We start from the raw sequence: 18,781 nt of genomic DNA, 5'->3' as shown, positions 1-18,781 counted from the left end.
ATGCTCACGACCCACCCGGCCCGTCCGACCGCCGATCCGGTGGAACGTCCACCAACGAACGCCGACGATGCCGTCCCCCTGAGCCGCGACCTGCTCGACCGGATACTGCGGCGGCTCGCCGAATCCCCGCACACCGCGTCGGACCCCGCGGCGAACCCGCCCTGGCTCGACGACTACCGCGGGCACCGCACGGTTCCGGCCGACCACAAGCCTGCACAAATCCCCTTCGGTACACACCGGTTGGCGCTCGACCCCGCCGACGCGCTCCTCCTCACGGCGGCCGGGCTGATCGAGGAGGACGTCCGCTTCGGCGCGCTCTTCGCCCACCTCCAGGATCCCCTGCCGTCGCGCCGGCCCTGTGTCGGCCTGCTCGGCTGGCTGCTCGCCGACGACTCCCGGACTGCGGCCGAACTCACCGACCGCGTACAGGACGTGGCCGCCCGCGGCCTGCTGCACGTGGACAACCCCGGCGACCCGCGCTCGGAGTGGGTCGTGCGCGTTCCGGTGCCGGTGTGGGACCTGCTGCGCACCGGCCGGATCCGGCCCGGCTCGCTCCCGGCGGGGCTGACCCACCGGCCGCGGACCGGATTCCCCGCGCTGGACGCGGTGGTGCTCGCCCCCGAGGCCGCGGCCGTCGTCCCGAGGCTGCCCGCGCTGATGCGGGACGGCTCCCTGGCCGCGGTGGTCGTCCGCGGGATGGCGGGGTCCGGGCGGACCACGCTGCTCGGCTCGCTGGCCGCCACGCTCGACCGCGACCTGCTCGTCTACGACGGACAACCCGGCGACGACGCCTGGCGGTTGTTCGGCGCCCTCGCCTCCATCGGCAACGTGCTCCCGGTCGTCCGCTGCGCGCCCGCGCCCGGTGAGACCGTCACCCTGCCCCCGCTGCCCGGCGTCGAGCAGCCCGTCGGCGTCGTACTCGGCCGTACCGGCGGAGTGACCGGCGACGTCCTCGAACCGGCGCTGACCGTGGCCCTCGGCGCCTGCGGCGCGGCGGACCGCCGCGGCCTGTGGCAGAGCCTCGCAGCGGTCGGTGACGCGGCGGCCCAGGACGCCATCGTGGACCGCTTCCTGCTCACGCCCGGCGACATCCACCGCGCCGCTCCCGTCGCGCTCGCCGCGGCACGCGCCGCCGGCCGGACCGCGCTCACCCCCGCGGACGTCGCCGCCGCGACCCGCACCCTCAACCGGCAGAGCCTGGAACTGCTGTCCCGTCCCCTGGACCCGTTGCCGACCACCGACCCGCCGGTCCTGAGCGGGGCGGCGGAGGCCGAACTGCACACCCTCGTCCTGCGCTGCCGCCACCGCGAACGCCTCACGACGCTCGCCCGCGGCGGCCTCAACCGGGGCGTACGCGCCCTGTTCAGCGGGCCCAGCGGCACCGGCAAGACCCTGGCGGCGCGCCACCTTGCCGCCACGCTCGGACTGGACGTCTTCCGGGTGGACCTCGCGGCGGTCGTCAACAAGTACATCGGCGAGACCGAACGCAACCTCGACCGACTGCTCGGCCGGGCCGAGGAACTGGACGTCCTGCTGCTCCTGGACGAGGGCGACGCGCTGATGGCCCGCCGCACGGACGTCGGCAGCGCCAACGACCGGTACGCGAACCTGGAGACCAACTTCCTGCTGCAACGGCTGGAGACCTTCGAGGGCGTCGTCGTGGTCACCACGAACGCCGGCAACCGCATCGACCCGGCGTTCCTGCGCCGCATGGACGTCACCGTCGACTTCGTACCGCCCGACGCCGGGCTGCGCCACAAGCTGTGGTCGGCCCACCTGCCCGTCGACCACCGGGTCGGTCCGGCGGTGCTGGCCGACACGGCCCGCCGGTGCGACCTGACCGGCGGCCAGATCCGCAACGCCGCCCTGCACGCGATCCTCCGGTCCCTCGGCAACGGCACGCCCGTCGGCGACGAGGACCTCACCGAGGCGGTACGGCGCGAGTACCGGCGCACCGGCGCCACCTGCCCGCTGCCGGACCGCACCCGGGCCGGCGCGTGATAGCGCCGCCACTCGTGAGCTGCATCATGCCGACCCGCGACAGGCGCCGGTTCGTCCCCCGGGCCATCGCCTACTTCCTCCGCCAGGACCACCCCCGCAAGGAACTGGTGATCGTCGACAACGGAACGGACCCCGTCGACGACCTGCTGTCGACGCTGCCGACCGTCCGATACCACCGGGTCACCCCGGGCATCACCGTGGGCGCGGCCCGCAACCTGGCGTGCGAGCTCGCCTCGGGCAGCGTCATCGCGCACTGGGACGACGACGACTGGCAGGCCCCCGACCGGCTGACCCGCCAGGTGGGCCAACTGGAGGCGGCGCGGGCCGACCTGTGCGGCACGACGAGCGTGCTCTACTACGACCCCGCCGCCGAGCGGGCCTGGCGCTTCACGTGGCCGTCCGGGCTGCCACGCTGGCTCGCGGGACAGAGCCTCTGCTACCGCCGCGACCTCTGGCTCCGCTCACCCTTCCCCGACCGGTCCGCCGCCGAGGACTCGGTGTTCGTGCGGCGCCTGGCCGACCGCTCGCACATCCTGACCACTCCCGGCGACCCGCTGGTCGCCCTGGTCCACCCCCGTAACACCGTCCCGAAGACGAGCCGCAACGTGTACTGCTCACCCGCGCCCATGGCCGAGGTCCGGGCGCTGCTCGGCCCGGACCTCGGCTTCTACCTGACCGGCACCCCGCAAGGGTGCGGCCGACAGGGGCCGCGGTGACGCGGACGTGACGCTGAGGTCATGGGGCGAGTGGCACGGTCAGGGGCGACCCGTGGAGACCGTTGGGAGGAAACAGGCATGCGGAGCTTCGAACGGCGGCCGGACGCGTCCCACAAGCCGGTGGTGGAGCCCGGCCCCGTGGGGCCGCACCACCTCCTGCCGCAAACGACGGGCAGCCGGCCGGCCGACCGGACGATGCGGTTCCTGCGCGAGCCCGAGGACGTGGACTCATCCGCCGAGCTCGAACGGCAGGCCGACCAGGAGGCCGACCGGGTCCTGGCGGACGGGCCCGCCGACACCCCCGGGGCGTCCTGGCGCGATTTCTTCGAGCCGCGGTTCGGCGCCGACTTCAGCCGGGTACGCCTCCACAGCGACGCCGAGGCCGCCTCCTCCGCGCGCGCCGAGCAGGCGCGGGCCTACACCCTGGGCGAGGACGTGGTGTTCGGCGCCGGACAGTACGCACCCGAGACGACGGCGGGCCGGCGATTGCTGGCGCATGAGCTGGCCCATGTGCTCCAGCAGCGCCAGGACCCGGCCCTGGGCATCCAGCGTGCCCCCGACGACGCCGCGCACGCCGCCATTCCCACACCGGACGAGTTCGTGGCGGGCTACGTGAGCCGGTACTTCCTGAACCAGGGCCTGATGGTCAAGGAGCTGTCGAAGCGCCTGTTCTGGGTGATGTGGCAGGGCGAGGACCACTACCCCTTCGTGGCCCAGGTGCTGGAGAGGCTGCGCGACTTCGACCTCGACGACGACGTCGCCCGGGCGATGGTGCTGGGCGGCAAGGACAAGGATCTGGACGACCTGTCCGCCACCGCGGCCGGCCGGAGCCTGCTGGACAGCATGTACGAGCACATCATCACGGGCAGCCTGGGCGCCGAGGACGAACAGGCCGCCCGGCTCATCCTGCAGTCCAAGGTGCGGCAGATTCCGCTGGAGACCTTCATCGAAGGCGCCGAGCGCGCGCAGATCTTCCCCGTGCTGCAGATGGGCGTCACCCGCCTCGTCGACTCTCCCGTCGAAGCGGAACTGCTGCCCAACGGCAACATCAGGGTCAGGCTCATGAGCCGGGTGCAGCACGAGGAGAAGTTCGCCGAGGAGGTCAGGACGCTGCCCGGGGACGTGTTCCTGCGCGACGGCGAGGAACTGCGCCCCGACCAGATCGTCGGCGTACGCGACTACGACCTGGGCGGCGAAGTCGAGTTCTTCCCGGCCGTCGCCCTGCTGATGCTGTCGAACAAGACCGAGACGAGCACCTTGGCCACGATCCGCAGCGTGTCCTTCACGGCGGCGACCTTCGGGCTGTTCGGCGGCGCCGCGGCCGCGGAGAACGGGTTGGAGCAGGCGCTTCGCTGGGTCGATCTCGTGGCGCAGGGCATCAGCGCCGTCGCCACCGTCTTCCACGAACATCGCGAGTGGGCGACGCGGACCTTCGGCGCGGGGTTCGTACGGGCGGTGGACGTCGCCAACAGCGTCGTGGCCGTCTACGGCGTGGCACGCCTCGCCCAGGCCGCCGTCCTGAGCGGAGTCGACATCACCGCGGGTATCCGCGCCCGCTGGCGGGCCATCAAGGCCGACAAGAACTTCGCCCGGCTCGAAGCACAGGCCGCGAACAAGCAGTTGATCGGCGAACTGGACCGTGCCATCGAGAGCCTGCCCGTGCCGCCGGAGACCCTGCGCCGACGCGTGACCAGGGCCATGGACGAGTGGGCCGAGCAGCCCGCCGGGGGTCTGGGCTCGTTCGGCGCGAAGGAGATGGACGAACTCCTGAAGGCCGCGTGGCGCAAGGCGCGCAACATCAAGCCCAAGTCGGCGGCGAAATCCGGGTCCCGCGCGGCCGGCGCGTCCTCGTCGGCCGCGAAGACGCCCGCACGGACGTCTCCGAGTACGCCCGCGAAGGCGCCCGCCTCCGCCAAGCCCAGCGCTCCGAAGAGACTGAAGGGCCGCGAGGAGGCGGCGCGGGTCGTGACGGGCCGTGGTGCCGACGTCGAGCCGCGAGCGCTGGCCGACCGCGGCATGCACGTGGAGGACGTCCCGAGAAGGACCCCCGGCCGTCGGCCGGCCCCGACGGCGCCGGGAACCGTGCCGATCGCGGACCGGGTCCTCATAGGCGACCTGGAGAACGGCCTGCCGACCGGCGTCGTGGGTGAGCTCATCCCGACCGACCTCGGCACAGGCACGGACTCGGCGCACGACGTCAGCCCCGGCGGCCGGCAGTTCGACGGTGCCGCCGACGTCGGCGCCCGCAAAGGGCATCTCCTCGCCAACGTGCTGGGCGGCTCCGGACGCGACCTCGGCAACCTCGCCTGGATGCACCAGTGGATCAACAACTCGACATTCAAGTTGGAGTTCGAGAACGAGGTCATCCGCGCGCTCAAGTCGGGGGAGAGCGTCAGGTTCAGCGTGCGTCCGAAGTTCCGTCCGGGCGAGTCGGCCCCGTACGAGATCGAGGTCTGGGCCGCGACGGCCAGATCAGACATCGTCCCACGCCACGACATCCGCACCCCCGGCATGGGCGATCTCACGCCTGCCGCAGCCGAGTGACCGCGGGGCCCATGCGGGCCTGGGCCGATCCCCGATGCTCCGACACATCTGCCGGCGATCACGGACCGGATCGGCGCCGGCTGCGGTGAAGTGAGGCGCAAGTTCATCAACTCCGCCGAGACCGTCCTCGAAGGCGACGGCTGATGGCCGGGCCCACCGGCCGCGGCAACTCCCTGGGCGCCGCCGCGAACGACCTCCTGCGCTCCCAGGTCCCCACGCACCGCGGCTACCAGGCACGGCACCGTGAGGACCGGCGACGACGAACGCGACCGCGGCACACGCGACGCCGCGCCGCTGCGGATCGACGGCCGCCACGGCCGCCGGGAGGACATCGAACGGCTGCGGCCGGCCGTCGAACTCACCCACGACGAGTTCGAGGACCACTTCCTCGACGACGTCATCGTCGAGGACAACGGCGAAGGCACCGACGCGGGGGTTCTTCAGCCCTACAGCCTGGTAACAGCTGTTACCATCAGGGTATGGCGAAGACACAGCTGGGTGCGCGCGTCGACAGTGAGATCAAGGAACTGGCGGAAGCCCGCGCCAGAGACCGGGGCCTGAGCCTCGGCGACTACATCGCCGTCCTCGTGCACGAAGACACCGAAGGACTGCGACAGCGGGGTCTGGACGCCGCAGAGCGGTTCCTCGCCGAGCACCAGGACGTCTTCGACGAAGCCGAAGACGCCGACTGCCACACCCCCGGAGCACACGCCGCGTAATGGACCTGCACATCGACGTTCCCTGGATCCTGCGGGTCGCGGAGATCGCGGGGGCAGGTGATCCCGCCCCCGAGGACTACGGAGTGCCGGTGGCCGCGGTCGCCGCTCACCGGGCCGAGCTGCTGGACCAGCGCGTCTACAACGGCCCCTACGCCCGCGCCGCCGCCCTGGTGCACATCCTCGGCCGCTGCCGATGGCTGGAGCGCTCCAACATGGCCGTGGCCGCCGCGACGGGCGTGATGTATCTCGAGGCCTCCGGGATCCCGGTCAAGCCCGCCAGAGAGGATGCCATCGCTCTGCGCGATCTGCTGCGGGATCCCGCCTGCACCGCTGCGAGGATCGCCGCCCTGCTGCGCGACTGGCCCAGGGCCACCTGAATACCCCGTCGGCCACGAAAGGTGGGGGCTTACAGGAACTCGGCGGAGTTCCGAGCTGACGCGGTGGCGTTGGCTCGTTCGTAGGGTCGGCCCGCTCGTGCGTCGCCGCCGCGGTGGCTGGGAATCACGAGACGCTGCGGCAGTGGATCAAAGGGGCGACGGAGAAGGACGCGGAGATCGAAGGGACGCGGAGATCGAAGCCCGGCGCAAGCGGGGCTTCAGGCCGAGTCGTTCTTCGCCTCGCTGGAGCGCGAAAATCCTGCCCGGCCGGCGTGGTCGGCCGACCCAACGAGCCGCACAGCACGTGGTGTTTCGGTGGCTCGGCTTCTGCAACCATCGGCGCAGGCACTCCGCGCTCGGCCACCTCGTGCCGGTCGTCTTCGAACAGGGATCAACCACGCTGGCCACCGCTGGTGGAAGCCCCAGCGGCGTCAAGGTCCTGCTCCCCGCACCCGCGGGGAGCAGGACCTGTCGGGGTCGATCGCGTGGACCCGGCCGGGATCAGGCGTTCAGTCGCGTGTCGGGGGTGTGAAGAAGTCGCCGACCGAGGTCCAGACGCCGTTCTTCACCTCTACCTTCTGCACGCTGCGTGTGCCCAGGTGGTTGGCGGCGCTGAAGTTCATGACCGGCGACACGCCCGGGTCCACCTTGGTGGCCTTCTGGTACGCGGCGGTGAGGGACTGGGCCGTGACGGGGCCCTTGACCGTCTTTGCGATCTCGGCGAAGACCTTGGCGTTGCTCCAGCCCCACAGGGCGAGGAATCCCGCGGTCTGGCCGGGTTCGTACGTGGCCATCGCGGTCCGGAACTCCTTCACCGCGGGGTCGTCGTCCGAGGGCGCCTTGACCAGCTGGACGGCCTTGAGACCCTCGGCGGCGTCCTTGGCCAGGGCGATCGTCGACTCCGCGGCCACCGGGGCGTAGGCGTAGGTGGGCAGGGAGAGGCCCTGCAGCTTGGCCTCCTTGAGGAAGGCGGCTGCTTCGGGTGAGGTGAGGATCAGGATGACCGCCTGCGGCTTCGCCGACTTCACCTTGCTGATCACCGGGGTGTAGTCGGTGGTCTGGTACTTGACCGGCAGCCGGTCGACCTCGACCGAGGGGTCCAGCTTCTTCGCGACCGGTTCCACCTGCTGGGCCACGTTCACGAACGCGGCCGGGTCGCTGTGTACGACGAGGATCCTCTTCGCGCGGTCCTGTACCGCCCACGCGGCGACCGCCGCGGCCTGGTCCTCGTAGAGGGTCTGGGTGCCGAACAGGCCGGCGCGCGGCGGCTTGTACCAGTTCTCGGCGCCGCCCACCTCGTTGAGGATCGGCACCTTGGACTGGTTGAGGACGAACGGGAAGGCGGCCTCCGCCTGAGAGGTGCCGTTCGCGTTGACGATGGCCACGATCTTGTCCTGGCCGACGAGTTGACGTGCGATCTGCACGGTCTGCTGTGGATCGGCCGCGTTGTCCTTGACGGTCCACTCGACCTTGCGGCCGTTGATGCCCCCTCGGGCATTGATCATCTTGAAGTACGCGTCCGCGCCCGCCTTCTCGGCCACGCCGTACGTGGCGGTGGAGCCCGTGAGGGGCAGCCACGCGCCGATGTGGATCTCGGAGGAGTTGCTACCCGCCGACGCCGAGTCCTGACCGGCGCACGCGCTTGCGGTCAGTGTCATCGCGGCGAGAACGGCCGTCGTTGCCGCCACGCGGCGGGATCTGCTGATTGTCCGGAACACGGTCCACCTCGTTCACAATGTTCACAACGGGATTCACTTCACTTGCGATGTCGGGGCGGTGGCCGTCGCGGTCGTGGCGGCCACCGGGCCGCCGCTGAAGTACGCCGATTCCGCCAGGGTCGCGAACTCCGGGTCGCCCGGCCGTCCTTGAGCGGCGACGATGCCTTCGTGCAGGACGGCGACCTCGTGGCAGACAGCCATGGCCCGGCTGAGGGACTGCTCCAGCAGCACCACCGTCAGGCCGTCGTGGGTCAGCCCGACCAGCCGGTCGTAGACCTCGTCCACCAGGGCGGGCGCCAGCCCGAGGGCCGGTTCGTCGACGATCAGGACGTCCGGCCGGACGATCAGCGCGCGGGCGATGGCGAGCATCTGCTGTTCGCCGCCCGACAACCCGGCGGCCGGGGCGGACATCCGGTCACGCAGCCGTGCCGGCAGCCACTGGACGGTCTCCTCCAGCCGTTCGCGCAGCGCCGGGCCGGTGATGCCGGCCGCGTACGCCGCGACCTCGAGGTTCTCGCGCAGCGACAGCGTCTTGAACAGGCCGCGGCCTTCGGGAGCCAGACTGGTGCGGACGGCGCCGCCCGACTCCCGGGCACCGTGGGCGGGTCGGAGCGAGCCGTGCAGGATGCCGGCGAGGGTGCTCTTGCCTGCGCCGTTGGCCCCCGCGATGCCGAGCACACTTCCTTCGCGGACGTCGAGGTCGATGTCCCGCAGGGCGGCCACACCGCCGTAGGAATGACCTGTCCCGCGCAGGCGGATCAGGCTCTGTTCGCCTACGGTGTCCGGCAGTTGGGCCCGGTTGCCGACCGTGCCCAGGTAGGACGACCGCACCTTCGGGTCCTGGAGCACGGTCTCCGGGGTGCCGTCGCCGATGGTGCGGCCGAAGTCGAAGGCGAGCACGCGGTGGGCGACGGAGAAGAGGTCGTCGAGGACGTGGTCGATGACGACCACGGCGGTGCCGTCGGCGTTGAGACGGCGGATGTGGTGGGCCAGCAGCGCCCGTTCACCGGTGTCGAGGCCGCCGAAGGGCTCGTCCAGGATCAGCAGCCGCGGCCTCTCGGCCATGGCCCGCGCAAGGTCGAGGCGCTTCTGCAGGCCGAAGGGCAGCTCCGTGGGGCGACGGTCGGCCACGTCCGAGAGGCCCACGGAGTGCAGCAACTGCGCCACGGCGTCCCGGTCGCGGGCCCTGACGCGGCGGCGGGTGCACAACACGTTCTCGGCGACGGTGAGTTCGGAGAACACCTCCGCGTGCTGGAAGGTACGGCCGATTCCCAGCCGGCGGCGCGCGGTCGCCCGGGCCCTGAGCAGCGGCCGTCCCGCGAAGTCGACCGTACCGCTCGAGCGTCCGTCGCCGGTCAGCCCGGACAGGACATTCAACAGGGTGGTCTTTCCTGCCCCGTTGGGCCCGATGACGGCCAGGATCTCGTCCTGCCGCACGGACAGGGAGGCGTCCTCGAGGGCCTTGAGTCCGCCGTACGCGACGGACACGTGTTCCAGGTGGAGGAGGGTGGGAGCTTCGCCGCCCGTCCCCGACGGGCGACCGGTGGGCGGGAGTGGCGCGGAGGACTCGGAGGACGGCGCCGGCCCGGTCTCCGGCCGTCGCGCGGAAGGCTCGGGGGACGGCGGTCGCCCGGTTTCCGGTCGTCGCCGTACGCGCCGCAGGATGCCTCGCGCGGGCGTGGCGAGGGACGGTACGACTCCCGCGGGCAGGAAGAGGAGGATCGCGATGAGGACGAGGCCCTGCACCACCGGCTGGGGCATCCCCACGGTGGACGAGAGCGAGGGGCTCCAGGTCAGGTAGATGCCGCCGGCCACGGCGCCGAGGGCCGAGCCGACCCCGCCGAGGACGCACGCCGCGATCAGTGAGATGCCGAAGGCGAGCGAGAACGGGTCCGGGCTGACGAACCCGGTGATCAGACCCAGCAGCACGCCCGCGAAGCTCGTGCACGCGCCGCTCGCTGCGAACGACAGCGACGACTGGGCCTCCGGCGCGATACCGACCGTACGGGCGGCCATCGGATGGGACTTGGCGGCCACCAGGCGCATCCGCAGGGCCGAGGCGCGGGCGGGTACGGCCAGGGCGAGGACCACGGCCGCCGCGCCCACCGCGAGGTACTGGGCCTCCGTGCCACCGCCCGGAAACGTGCCGAGGCCCAGGGCGCTGCGCAACTGGAGCACCGGTACGCCCTGGTCGCCTCCCGTCACGCTGCTCCACCTGTTGACCAGTTCCAGGGTCACCGTGGTGAAGGCGAGGGTCAGCAGGGCGATGTAGAGCACCGAGAACCGGGCGCCCGCGTATCCGAGAAAGGCGCCCAGGGCGGCACCGACGGCGACCGCCCCCAGGACCACCGCCTCCAGCGCCCAGCCGTGCGCGCTGCCGTACGCGGCGAAGTAGGCGCCGACGGCGAAGAACGCGGGGTGACCAACCGACCAGATGCCGGACCAGCCGGCGAGCAGGCCGACCGACAGGACGACGATCGTGTACACGGCCGCGAGTGCCACCGAGTACATCTGGTACGCCGGGATCGCGCCGGCTGCCATGAACACCATGAGCACCGCCGCGGCGGCCGGTCCCAGGGCGGCCCTCGCCAGGACCGAACGGTTGAAGACCATGGATGCGACCCCTCAGACGCGCTGGAAGGTGCGGGTGCCGAACAAGCCCTGGGGGCGGATCAGCAGCACCAGCACGGTGAACGAGAACACGAACGTGTCGCGGAAACTGGCGGAGACGTAGTTCGCCGCCAGGTTGTCCAGGACACCGATGGCCAGCCCGCCGACGACGGCGCCGTACATGCTGGTCAGACCGCCCAGGAAGATCCCGGCGAAGGCCCGGAACAGCGGTGCGGTGAGCGCCGTGGTGGCAAGGCCCGACCGCGGCGCGTACAGGCAGGCTGCCAGCGCGGCGAGCCCGAGGCCGAGGGCCCAGGAGATCCTGGCGAGGCGCTGGGCGCCGAGGCCGACGACCCGGGCGGTCTCGGCCGACTCGGCCACGGCACGCATGGCCGAGCCGAGCGTGGTGCGGGCGAACAGATAGCCCACCAGAGCCATCGCGACCGCGGCGACACCGATCGTCACCAGGCTCTGCACCGGCAGTGCCGCGCCCGACCAGCGCACGGTGCCGTCCACCAGGCTGGGGAAGTCCCGGGGCTGTTCGCCCCAGACCGATCCGGCCAGGTTCTCGGCGATCAGCGAGACTCCCATGGTCACGACGAGCGCGGAGAACAGCTGTCCCTGACCCAGTGGCCGGATCACGGTCTCGCGCACCAGCAGGCCCGCCGCGACGGTGACCGCGACGGCGGCGAGGAGACCCAGCACCGTCGCCACGCCGCGGTCGTGGAGCGAGACCGCCACGTACAGGCCCAGGGTCGCGAGCGACGCCATCGCGAAGTTCACGACGTCCGTGGCCCGGTAGATGATGACCAGCCCGAGGCCCATGAGGCCGTACACGGCTCCACTCGCCACACCGCTGACCAGGACAAGCAGGAACTGACTCACAGTCCCTCCCTCGGGGAAGAGCGCGTTTCGCGCCACGCGTACGGGACGTACGGGCACCGTGGCCAGCGCTAAATCAAAGTGAACTCACTTCAGTAAGCTAGGCAGTGCGGTGCCGGGCAGGCAATACTCGTGCACGGGATTTGTGCGTGCCGCCGCGGGGTGGTCTCAGCGGTCGTCGGCCGGAGGTCTCGCGGCGAGCGCGGTACGGGCCGCCGCCAGCCCGAAGACCAGGGCGGGGGCGAGGCCGCCCGCGTAGGCGCGCCGGTACAGCCCGCCCGCGTCCGCTCCGGCCGCGAGCAGCCCGGGGACCGGCCGGCACCCGTCGGCGCCCGCGTCCCCGGACCCGGACAGGACGCGGGCCGCCGAGTCGATCAGCAGGCCGCCGAAGGTGAACGTGACCGCCGGGGCGGCCTCGATGACATAGAAGGGCGGTTCGTCCAGCGGCCGGGAGTCCAGCAGGCGCCCGGGTGCCGGGGTGCCGCCCGATGCCGCGCAGGCGTTGAACTCCTCGATGCGGTCGCGGATCACGGCGCCGGGATAGCCCCACTCCTCGGGCATCGACACGAAGTCCTCCAGATCCTCCGCCACCGCGCAGCGGGCCCCGGCGCGATGGCACAGCTGGAACTTGTCGACGCCCGGGATGCCCTTGACGTACGAGGCGCTGATCCACTCCCGGTGCACGCGCGCGTCGGCCACCAGCAGACCGCGGGCCCGCGGCCGGTCCAGCAGGGCCATGGCGGTGAGATGGTCGCCGGCCGTCTCGTCGACGAAGCGCTCACCCGTGGTGTCGAAGAGGAGGGCGTGCTCGCTGTAGTAGAGCGCGAGGTCGACGAAGCGAGCGGGGTCGGAAAGGGAGACGCCGGCCGGCATCAGGTGGCCGTAGAAGCCGGCGTCCTTCGCGCCGAACTCCGCTCCCGCGGCACGGCCGAGCGCCAGCCCGTCGCCGCGGCTGTGCGGGTTGGCCCGCAGGGCGACGTCCGCGGCCTGTGGATGAAGGTGCCGGGTGCGCAGCTCGGGATCGCCCTGGAAGCCGCCGGTCGCGAGCAGGGTCCAGGTGGCCTCGATGCGGCGTGCCGAGCCGTCCGGCATGAGGCACTCGGCCCCCGTCACCCGGCCGTTCTCCGTCAGGAGGGTGCGGGTCCAGGTGCCGGTCAGTACCTCCTGGCCCCGGTCCCGGACGAGCCGTTCGCAGGTGTCGAGGTAGTGGTTGGTGTCGACCTGGTGCCCGCGGCCGAAGCCGAGCACGGGCACCGGCGGCCTGCACTCCACCCCGAGCGACCGGACCCAGGCCACCCCGTCGGCGAAGCTGTCGACCAGAGCGGCCGCCAGCTCCGGATCGCCGTCCGGATTGACCCGGCGCAACTCCCCGACCGTCGGGGCGGTCCAGATGAAGCCGGCGAAGCGCGCGGAACCACCCACGCGTTCCGCCTTCTCCACCAGCACCACCGAGCCGCCCCCCGCCGCCACCCGGGCCGCGGCAGAAAGCCCCGCCATGCCGCCCCCGATCACCAGCAGATCCACCGTGTCCGCGCCCATGGGCAGTCCTCCGCCTCTGTGTCATCGAGTGAGACATGACGCTAATTGAACTCACTTCTGTAGTCGAGTGGTCGGTGCGGACGCACTGCGGCGGTGCGGTTTCGGCCGGGTCGGTGCCCAGCCCGGGAACTCGCCCAGCAGTTGGCGGTCCGCTCAGTCGGGAACGACGACGGCGCGCCCTCGCACCGTGCCCGCGCGCAGCCGCTCGAACGCTTCCGGGGCGCTCGACAGGGCGTACCGCTCGACCTCCACGCGCAGGGCGCCCTCGCGGGCCAGCGCGAGTACCCGTTCGAGCTCGGGCAGGGTTCCCCAGAAGGGCAGCGAGATCCGCGTCCCGGGAGGGAGCGCGCCGGGTTTGCGGACCGTCAGTTCGCCGCCCCCGCTGCCGACGACGACCAGTTCCCCGCCGGCCCGCAGTACGGCGACGGCGAGCTCCAGGCTGGAGCGGCTGCCCGCGAAGTCGAGTACGGCCACCGCTCCGGTCCCGCCCGTCCGGGCCCGCAGGACCCGGACGGTGTCGGTGCGCAGCAGCGTCGCGAAGTGCGCGCCGCAGGCGTCGGCCAGGGCCAGCGCCTCCTCCCGTACGTCCACGGCCAGCACCTGCGCGGTGGTCGTGGCCCGCAGGATCTGCACCGCCAGGTGGCCCAGCCCGCCGACGCCGAGAACCACCACGCTCGCGCCGTCGGCCAGGGGGCGCCCCGCGGCGGTGACGGCGTGGTACGCGGTGAGCCCGGCGTCCGTCAGCGGCGCCGCCTGGGCCGCGTCCAGGTCGCCGACCGGGACCAGTAGCCGCCCGGACGGCACGAGCACCGTGTCGGCCATGCCGCCGTCGCGGCCCAGCCCCGCCCCGGTGCCGGCCAGCTCCCGGTCGAGGTCCGGTCGGCGGTCGCAGTAGTTCTCCGCGCCCGCAGCGCAGTTGGCGCACCGCCCGCAGCCCCACGGCCCGTACACGGCGACGCGCTCGCCGACGGCCGGACCCACGGCCCGCGGGCCCCGCTCCAGCACCCGGCCGGCGATCTCGTGGCCGAGGGTGAACGGAATGCGGTAGGGGAGGCCGCCCGGAGCCGCGTCGGCGACGTGGAGGTCCGACCGGCACAGCCCGGCGGCCTCGACCCGCACCAGCACTTGCTCGCCCGTGGGCGTCGGCTGCGGCAGTTCGGTGAGGACGGGCCGCCCGCCCCAGCGCGTCAGCCGGACCGCTCTTGTTCTGGCTGTTGACATGGCCGAGACGGTAACAAAAATGAAGTCAGTTCAATAGAGTGGAAGAGGACGGACGGAGAGGTGACCGCTATGGGTGACGAACGCGCTGACAGGAGGGCGGGCCGGTTCGGCGGACGCATCGCACTGGTCACCGGTGCGGGTTCCGGTATCGGAGCCGCGGTCGCCCGGCGACTCGCGGACCAGGGCGCGGAGGTCTTCGCCGCCGACCTCGACGGCACCGCCGTCGCGGCCGTGGCCGAGGAACTGCCCGGCGCCCACGGGCTGACCGTGGATGTCGCGGACCCCGCACAGGTCGGCCGGGCGTTCGCGGAAGCGGCCTCGGCGCACGGGCGCCTGGACGTCGTGGTGCACGCGGCCGGTGTGGACGACCCCGCCACCAAGGAGTGGATCGCCGAGGCGCTGCTCGAGGACCGGCCGACCGAGGTGACCACGAGACTCGGCGACGACGCGTGGCGGCGCGTGCTGCGGGTCAACCTCGACGGCACCTTCCACGTGCTGCGCGCCGCACTGCGCGTCATGGTGCCCCACGGAGCCGGAGCGGTCGTCACCGTCGGCTCCTCCTCGGCCTTCGACACCTTGGCCGGCTACCCGCACTACGCGGCGTCGAAGGCCGGCGCGCACGCGCTGAGCCAGGCCGTTGCCAAGGAGGCGATCGCCTTCGGGGTCCGCGTCAACACGGTGGCGCCGGGGCCGACGGAGACGGGCATGGCGGCGCGCACGCCCGCGGCGCTGCGGCGAGGCTTCGCCGGCCCGCGGGTCCGGCCCTATGCCACGCCGGAGGAGATCGCCGACATCGCCCTGTTCCTGGCGAGCGAGGACGCGGCGAATCTCGTGGGCGCGGTCCTGCTGGCCAACGGCGGACGGTTCACGGTGTGAGGGAGGTTCGGATGATCCGGCTCGATGTCGATCCCGCGCTGCTGCTGGAGAGCGAGGAGCGGCGCCAACTGCGAGCGGTGCTGAGGGATGTGTTCACCGAATCCTGCGGGCCCGGTCAGGTGCGCGAACAGGCCGCGAGCCCGCGCGGATTCGACCGGGCGTTGTGGGACAGGCTCGCCGGCGAGATCGGCGTGCACGGCCTCGCCGTTCCCGAGGAGTACGGCGGCGCCGGCTACACCTACGCCGAACTCGCCGTCGCCCTGGAGGAGACGGGGCGCGTGCTGTGCCCCGCGCCGCTGCTGCCGACGGTCGTGCTGGCCGGGGAGGCCCTGCTGGCCTGCGGGGACCAGCGCTCCTGCGAACGGTGGCTGCCGGGCATCGCCTCAGGAGCCGGCACGGCCACCGTGGCCGGACTGCTGCACCCGGCCCAGGTCACGGCCGAGCGTGGCCCCGACGGCTGGGTGCTGCGCGGCGAGGCGGACTTCGTACCCGACGGCGAGGGCGCCGATCTGCTGCTGACCACCGCTCGCGCCCCGGACGGGGAACGGCTGTTCGCCTGCGTACCCGACGCCGCGACCTGCCGTCGTACGGCGCGCCGTGTCCTCGACCCCACCCGGCGCCAGGCGCAGATCCGCTTCACGGGAGCCGCCGCCGATCCGGTCGGCGAGCCGGGGCAGGTTCCGGTGATCGCCGCCGCGGTGCTGGACGCCGGACGGGTGGCACTGGCCGCCGAGCATGTGGGAGGCAGCGCCCACGCGCTGGCCGCGACCCTGGACTTCGTGTCCCACCGAACTCAGTTCGGTCGGGTCGTCGGATCCTTCCAGGCGATCAAGCACCGGCTGGCCGACCTCCTCGTCGCGGTCGAGGGTGCCCGCTCCGTGTCGTCGTACGCGAGTGCCTGCCTGGCCGCGCGGCGGCCGGACCTGCCCGTGGCCGCGACCGCCGCGGCGGTCGCCTGCTCCCGTGCCTATCGCCTGGCCACCGCCGAATACGTCCAGCTCCACGGTGGAATCGGCTTCACCTGGGAGCATCCGGCCCACCTCTACGTGCGCCGCGCCAGAGCTGACGAGGCGCTGTTCGGTACAGGTGACGACCACGGCCTGCGCCTGGCCGGGCTGCTCGGCCTCGCCGGCCGGGGCGACTGACCACTCGTCGGCCGCCGCCCCCCCGGACCATTGACAGGGGCATCTACCGCGCCCAGAATCGAACTCAATTCAGTTCAGTTTGGAGGAACTCATGGCAGTCGAAGACGAGATCCAGTTCGAGCGGGACGGGCAGGTGGCGCGGGTCTGGCTGAACCGCCCGCACAAGAAGAACTGCGTGACCGTGCCGATCCTCAACCGCCTCGACGAGATCATCACCGAGGTCGACGCGGACCCCGAACTGCGCGTGCTGGTGCTGCGCGGGCGCGGCAACACCTTCTGCTCCGGGTTCGACCTGGACAGCCTCAAGGCCGACTTCGTCGGCAGGTCCAACGCGATCGACGTCGCCGTGCTGTCGGCCAAGGTCTGCGACCGGCTGTACTCGATGAAGACCCCGTCGATCGCCGTCCTCGAAGGGCATGTCACCGCCGGCGGCTTCGAGCTGATGATCTCCTGCGACTTCGCGATCGCCGCGGACGACGCCCTGATCGGCGACTTCCACATCCGCCGCGCCCTGTTCGGCGGAGCGGGGCCGATCTACCGGGTACCCCGCATGATCGGCGTCCGCAAGACCAAGGAGCTCATGCTCACCGGCAAGCTGCTCACCGGGGTCGAGGCCGCCGGGTTCGGGCTCATCAATTCCTCGGCGCCCGCCGACAAGCTCGACGCCACCGTCGAGGAGTTCGCCGACCAACTCGTCGACAAGAGCCCCTTCACCATGTGGATCACCAAGATGACCATCGACCGGAGTCTCGACGCGGACATCCAGTCCCTGATGGTCATGGAACACCTCGCCGTCGGCGTGATGCTCAACTCCGAGGACGCGGCGGAGGGCGTGGCGGCCTTCCTGGAGAAGCGGGAACCGCAGTGGAAGGGCCGCTGAGCGCCGCGGCGGAGACCGGGAGCCGACTGCGCGGCTCCCGCTGCGCCGACTGCGCGGTGGCCGCCTACCCGGCCCGCCCCGGGTGCCCCCGCTGCGGGGGACCGGCCGAGCCGGTCGCGCTCTCCGCGACGGGCACGCTGTGGACCTGGACCGTGCAGTGGTACGCGCCCAAGTCGCCGCCGTACGTCCCGCCCGCCGCCGGGTTCACGCCGTTCACCGTCGGATACGTCGAACTCCCGGAAGGCGTCAGGGTGCTGGCCGCCCTGGACATCCGGCCCGAAGACGCGGAGATCGGCATGCCGGTCACCGTCACCGCCGGGGACGGCGTGCCGAGGGCCACGGGAGCCGTCCTGTGAGCGGCGAGGACGTGCTCGTCTGCGGTACCGGGATCACCTCCTTCGCCCGGACGGAGGCGAGCGGCCGGGAACTGGCCGTGCAGGCCGTACGCGCTGCGCTCCAGGACGCCGGACTGCCGTGGTCGCGGGTGCAGGCCGCCTACGGCGGCAGCGACGCGGCCGGCAACGCCGACACCCTGGTCGCCGAACTGGGCCTGACCGGCGTGCCGTTCACCAACGTCCGCAACGGCTGCGCCACCGGCGCCAGCGCACTGGTGGCGGCCGTCCACGCGATCCGGTCGGGGGCGGCGGACACGGCGCTCGCCGTCGGCTTCGACAAACACCCGCGCGGCGCCTTCGCCCCACGGCCCGCCGACTGGGGGCTCGACGAGGCCTACGGCCGCGACGGGCTGATGGTCACCACACAGTTCTTCGCGATGAAGATCCAGCGGTACATGCACGACCACGGCATCAGCCGCCGCACCCTCGCCCTGGTCGCCGAGAAGGCGTACGCGAACGGCGCGCTCAACCCGCTTGCCTGGCGGCGCAAGCCGCTCGACGCCGACGAGATCCTCGCGTCCGGCATGGTCAACGACCCGCTGACCCGGTACATGTTCTGCTCGCCCGGCCAGGGCGCGGTCGCCCTGGTCCTGTGCAGCCGTGCCGTGGCCAGTGAACTCGGCGGTACCCCGGTCACGCTGCGGGCGGCCGTCGTACGGACCCGCCGGTTCGGCTCCTTCGAGGTGTTCAGCCCCTGGGCGCCGCCCGGGACCCCGGCCAGCGTGAGCGCGGACGCCGCGCGACACGCCTTCGAGGAAGCCGGGCTGGGCCCGGGAGACATCGACGTGTGCCAGCTCCAGGACACCGAGAGCGGCGCCGAGGTGATGCACCTGGCCGAGTGCGGCTTCTGCGCACACGGCGAACAGGAGTCGCTCATCCCCTTCGGGGCGACCGGCATCGGCGGCTCGCTGCCGGTCAACACCGACGGCGGCTGCATCGCCAACGGAGAACCTGTCGGCGCCTCGGGGCTGCGCCAGGTCCACGAGGTCGTACAGCAGTTGCGGGGCCGGGCCGGCGAACGCCAGGTGCCGGGTGATCCGGCGGCCGGCTTCACCCATGTGTACGGGGCGCCGGGCGTCAGCGCCTGCACCGTGCTGACCCGCTGAGCGCATCGAGACGCATCGAGACGCATCGAGACATCGAGGAGAAGAAGGGAGG

The 18,781-nt window shown here is 72.2% G+C and carries 16 protein-coding genes; 11 read left to right on the top strand and 5 right to left on the bottom strand.

The window, feature by feature from the left end; all coding sequences use genetic code 11:
• The 6 genes from AB0D85_RS41225 to AB0D85_RS41200 all read left to right on the top strand — a co-directional run bounded on the left by AB0D85_RS41225 (position 1) and on the right by AB0D85_RS41200 (position 6,357).
• Positions 1-2,001 carry an ATP-binding protein gene (locus AB0D85_RS41225; RefSeq protein WP_362332541.1) on the top strand — a complete coding sequence of 667 codons (2,001 nt, stop codon included), beginning with the start codon at positions 1-3 and terminating at the stop codon, positions 1,999-2,001.
• A gap of 26 nt (positions 2,002-2,027) precedes the next feature.
• Positions 2,028-2,717: a glycosyltransferase family A protein gene (locus AB0D85_RS41220; RefSeq protein ID WP_362332538.1), complete on the top strand. Its 690-nt coding sequence runs from the start codon at positions 2,028-2,030 to the stop codon at positions 2,715-2,717.
• A 78-nt stretch (positions 2,718-2,795) separates the two neighbouring features.
• On the top strand, positions 2,796-5,261 hold the full coding sequence (locus AB0D85_RS41215; protein WP_362332534.1) for a DUF4157 domain-containing protein: 2,466 nt from the start codon (positions 2,796-2,798) through the stop codon (positions 5,259-5,261).
• Positions 5,262-5,504: 243 nt separating this feature from the next.
• Positions 5,505-5,822: a hypothetical protein gene (locus AB0D85_RS41210; protein ID WP_362332531.1), complete on the top strand. Its 318-nt coding sequence runs from the start codon at positions 5,505-5,507 to the stop codon at positions 5,820-5,822.
• Between the two features lie 26 nt (positions 5,823-5,848).
• Positions 5,849-5,980: a hypothetical protein gene (locus tag AB0D85_RS41205; RefSeq protein WP_362332528.1), complete on the top strand. Its 132-nt coding sequence runs from the start codon at positions 5,849-5,851 to the stop codon at positions 5,978-5,980.
• On the top strand, positions 5,980-6,357 hold the full coding sequence (locus AB0D85_RS41200; protein WP_362332525.1) for a fic family toxin-antitoxin system, toxin component: 378 nt from the start codon (positions 5,980-5,982) through the stop codon (positions 6,355-6,357). The genes AB0D85_RS41205 and AB0D85_RS41200 overlap by 1 nt, the downstream gene beginning before the upstream one ends.
• A gap of 509 nt (positions 6,358-6,866) precedes the next feature.
• On the opposite strand, the gene AB0D85_RS41195 is transcribed toward AB0D85_RS41200, so the two are convergent.
• From AB0D85_RS41195 to AB0D85_RS41175, 5 genes are all read right to left on the bottom strand, one after another.
• Positions 6,867-8,015, bottom strand: coding sequence for an ABC transporter substrate-binding protein (locus tag AB0D85_RS41195; protein WP_362332522.1), 1,149 nt, complete (start codon positions 8,013-8,015; stop codon positions 6,867-6,869).
• Positions 8,016-8,108: 93 nt separating this feature from the next.
• Positions 8,109-10,688, bottom strand: coding sequence for an ATP-binding cassette domain-containing protein (locus AB0D85_RS41190; RefSeq protein WP_362332519.1), 2,580 nt, complete (start codon positions 10,686-10,688; stop codon positions 8,109-8,111).
• A 12-nt stretch (positions 10,689-10,700) separates the two neighbouring features.
• Positions 10,701-11,570: a branched-chain amino acid ABC transporter permease gene (locus AB0D85_RS41185; protein ID WP_362332516.1), complete on the bottom strand. Its 870-nt coding sequence runs from the start codon at positions 11,568-11,570 to the stop codon at positions 10,701-10,703.
• A 165-nt stretch (positions 11,571-11,735) separates the two neighbouring features.
• A complete protein-coding gene (locus AB0D85_RS41180) occupies positions 11,736-13,106 on the bottom strand; it encodes an FAD-dependent oxidoreductase (RefSeq protein ID WP_362332513.1) in 1,371 nt (456 codons plus the stop codon).
• 153 nt (positions 13,107-13,259) lie between these two features.
• Positions 13,260-14,327, bottom strand: coding sequence for an NAD(P)-dependent alcohol dehydrogenase (locus AB0D85_RS41175; protein ID WP_362332510.1), 1,068 nt, complete (start codon positions 14,325-14,327; stop codon positions 13,260-13,262).
• Positions 14,328-14,396: 69 nt separating this feature from the next.
• On the opposite strand from AB0D85_RS41175, the gene AB0D85_RS41170 reads away from it, so the two are divergent.
• The 5 genes from AB0D85_RS41170 to AB0D85_RS41150 all read left to right on the top strand — a co-directional run bounded on the left by AB0D85_RS41170 (position 14,397) and on the right by AB0D85_RS41150 (position 18,729).
• Positions 14,397-15,203 (top strand): SDR family NAD(P)-dependent oxidoreductase, encoded by an 807-nt coding sequence (locus AB0D85_RS41170; RefSeq protein ID WP_362332507.1) that lies wholly within the window; start codon positions 14,397-14,399, stop codon positions 15,201-15,203.
• Positions 15,204-15,214: 11 nt separating this feature from the next.
• Entirely contained in the window at positions 15,215-16,348 is a 1,134-nt protein-coding gene (locus AB0D85_RS41165) for an acyl-CoA dehydrogenase family protein (protein ID WP_362332504.1), read from the top strand.
• A gap of 91 nt (positions 16,349-16,439) precedes the next feature.
• On the top strand, positions 16,440-17,228 hold the full coding sequence (locus AB0D85_RS41160; protein WP_362332501.1) for an enoyl-CoA hydratase/isomerase family protein: 789 nt from the start codon (positions 16,440-16,442) through the stop codon (positions 17,226-17,228).
• Entirely contained in the window at positions 17,213-17,584 is a 372-nt protein-coding gene (locus AB0D85_RS41155; RefSeq protein ID WP_362332498.1) for an OB-fold domain-containing protein, read from the top strand. Before AB0D85_RS41160 ends, AB0D85_RS41155 begins: the two co-directional genes overlap by 16 nt.
• Positions 17,581-18,729, top strand: coding sequence for a thiolase family protein (locus tag AB0D85_RS41150; RefSeq protein WP_362332495.1), 1,149 nt, complete (start codon positions 17,581-17,583; stop codon positions 18,727-18,729). The genes AB0D85_RS41155 and AB0D85_RS41150 overlap by 4 nt, the downstream gene beginning before the upstream one ends.
• Positions 18,730-18,781 lie beyond the last annotated feature (52 nt).

This window comes from Streptomyces sp. NPDC048277 (assembly GCF_040652235.1).
Taxonomy (GTDB): domain Bacteria; phylum Actinomycetota; class Actinomycetes; order Streptomycetales; family Streptomycetaceae; genus Streptomyces.
This window is presented reverse-complemented; position numbering and strand designations above follow the sequence as displayed.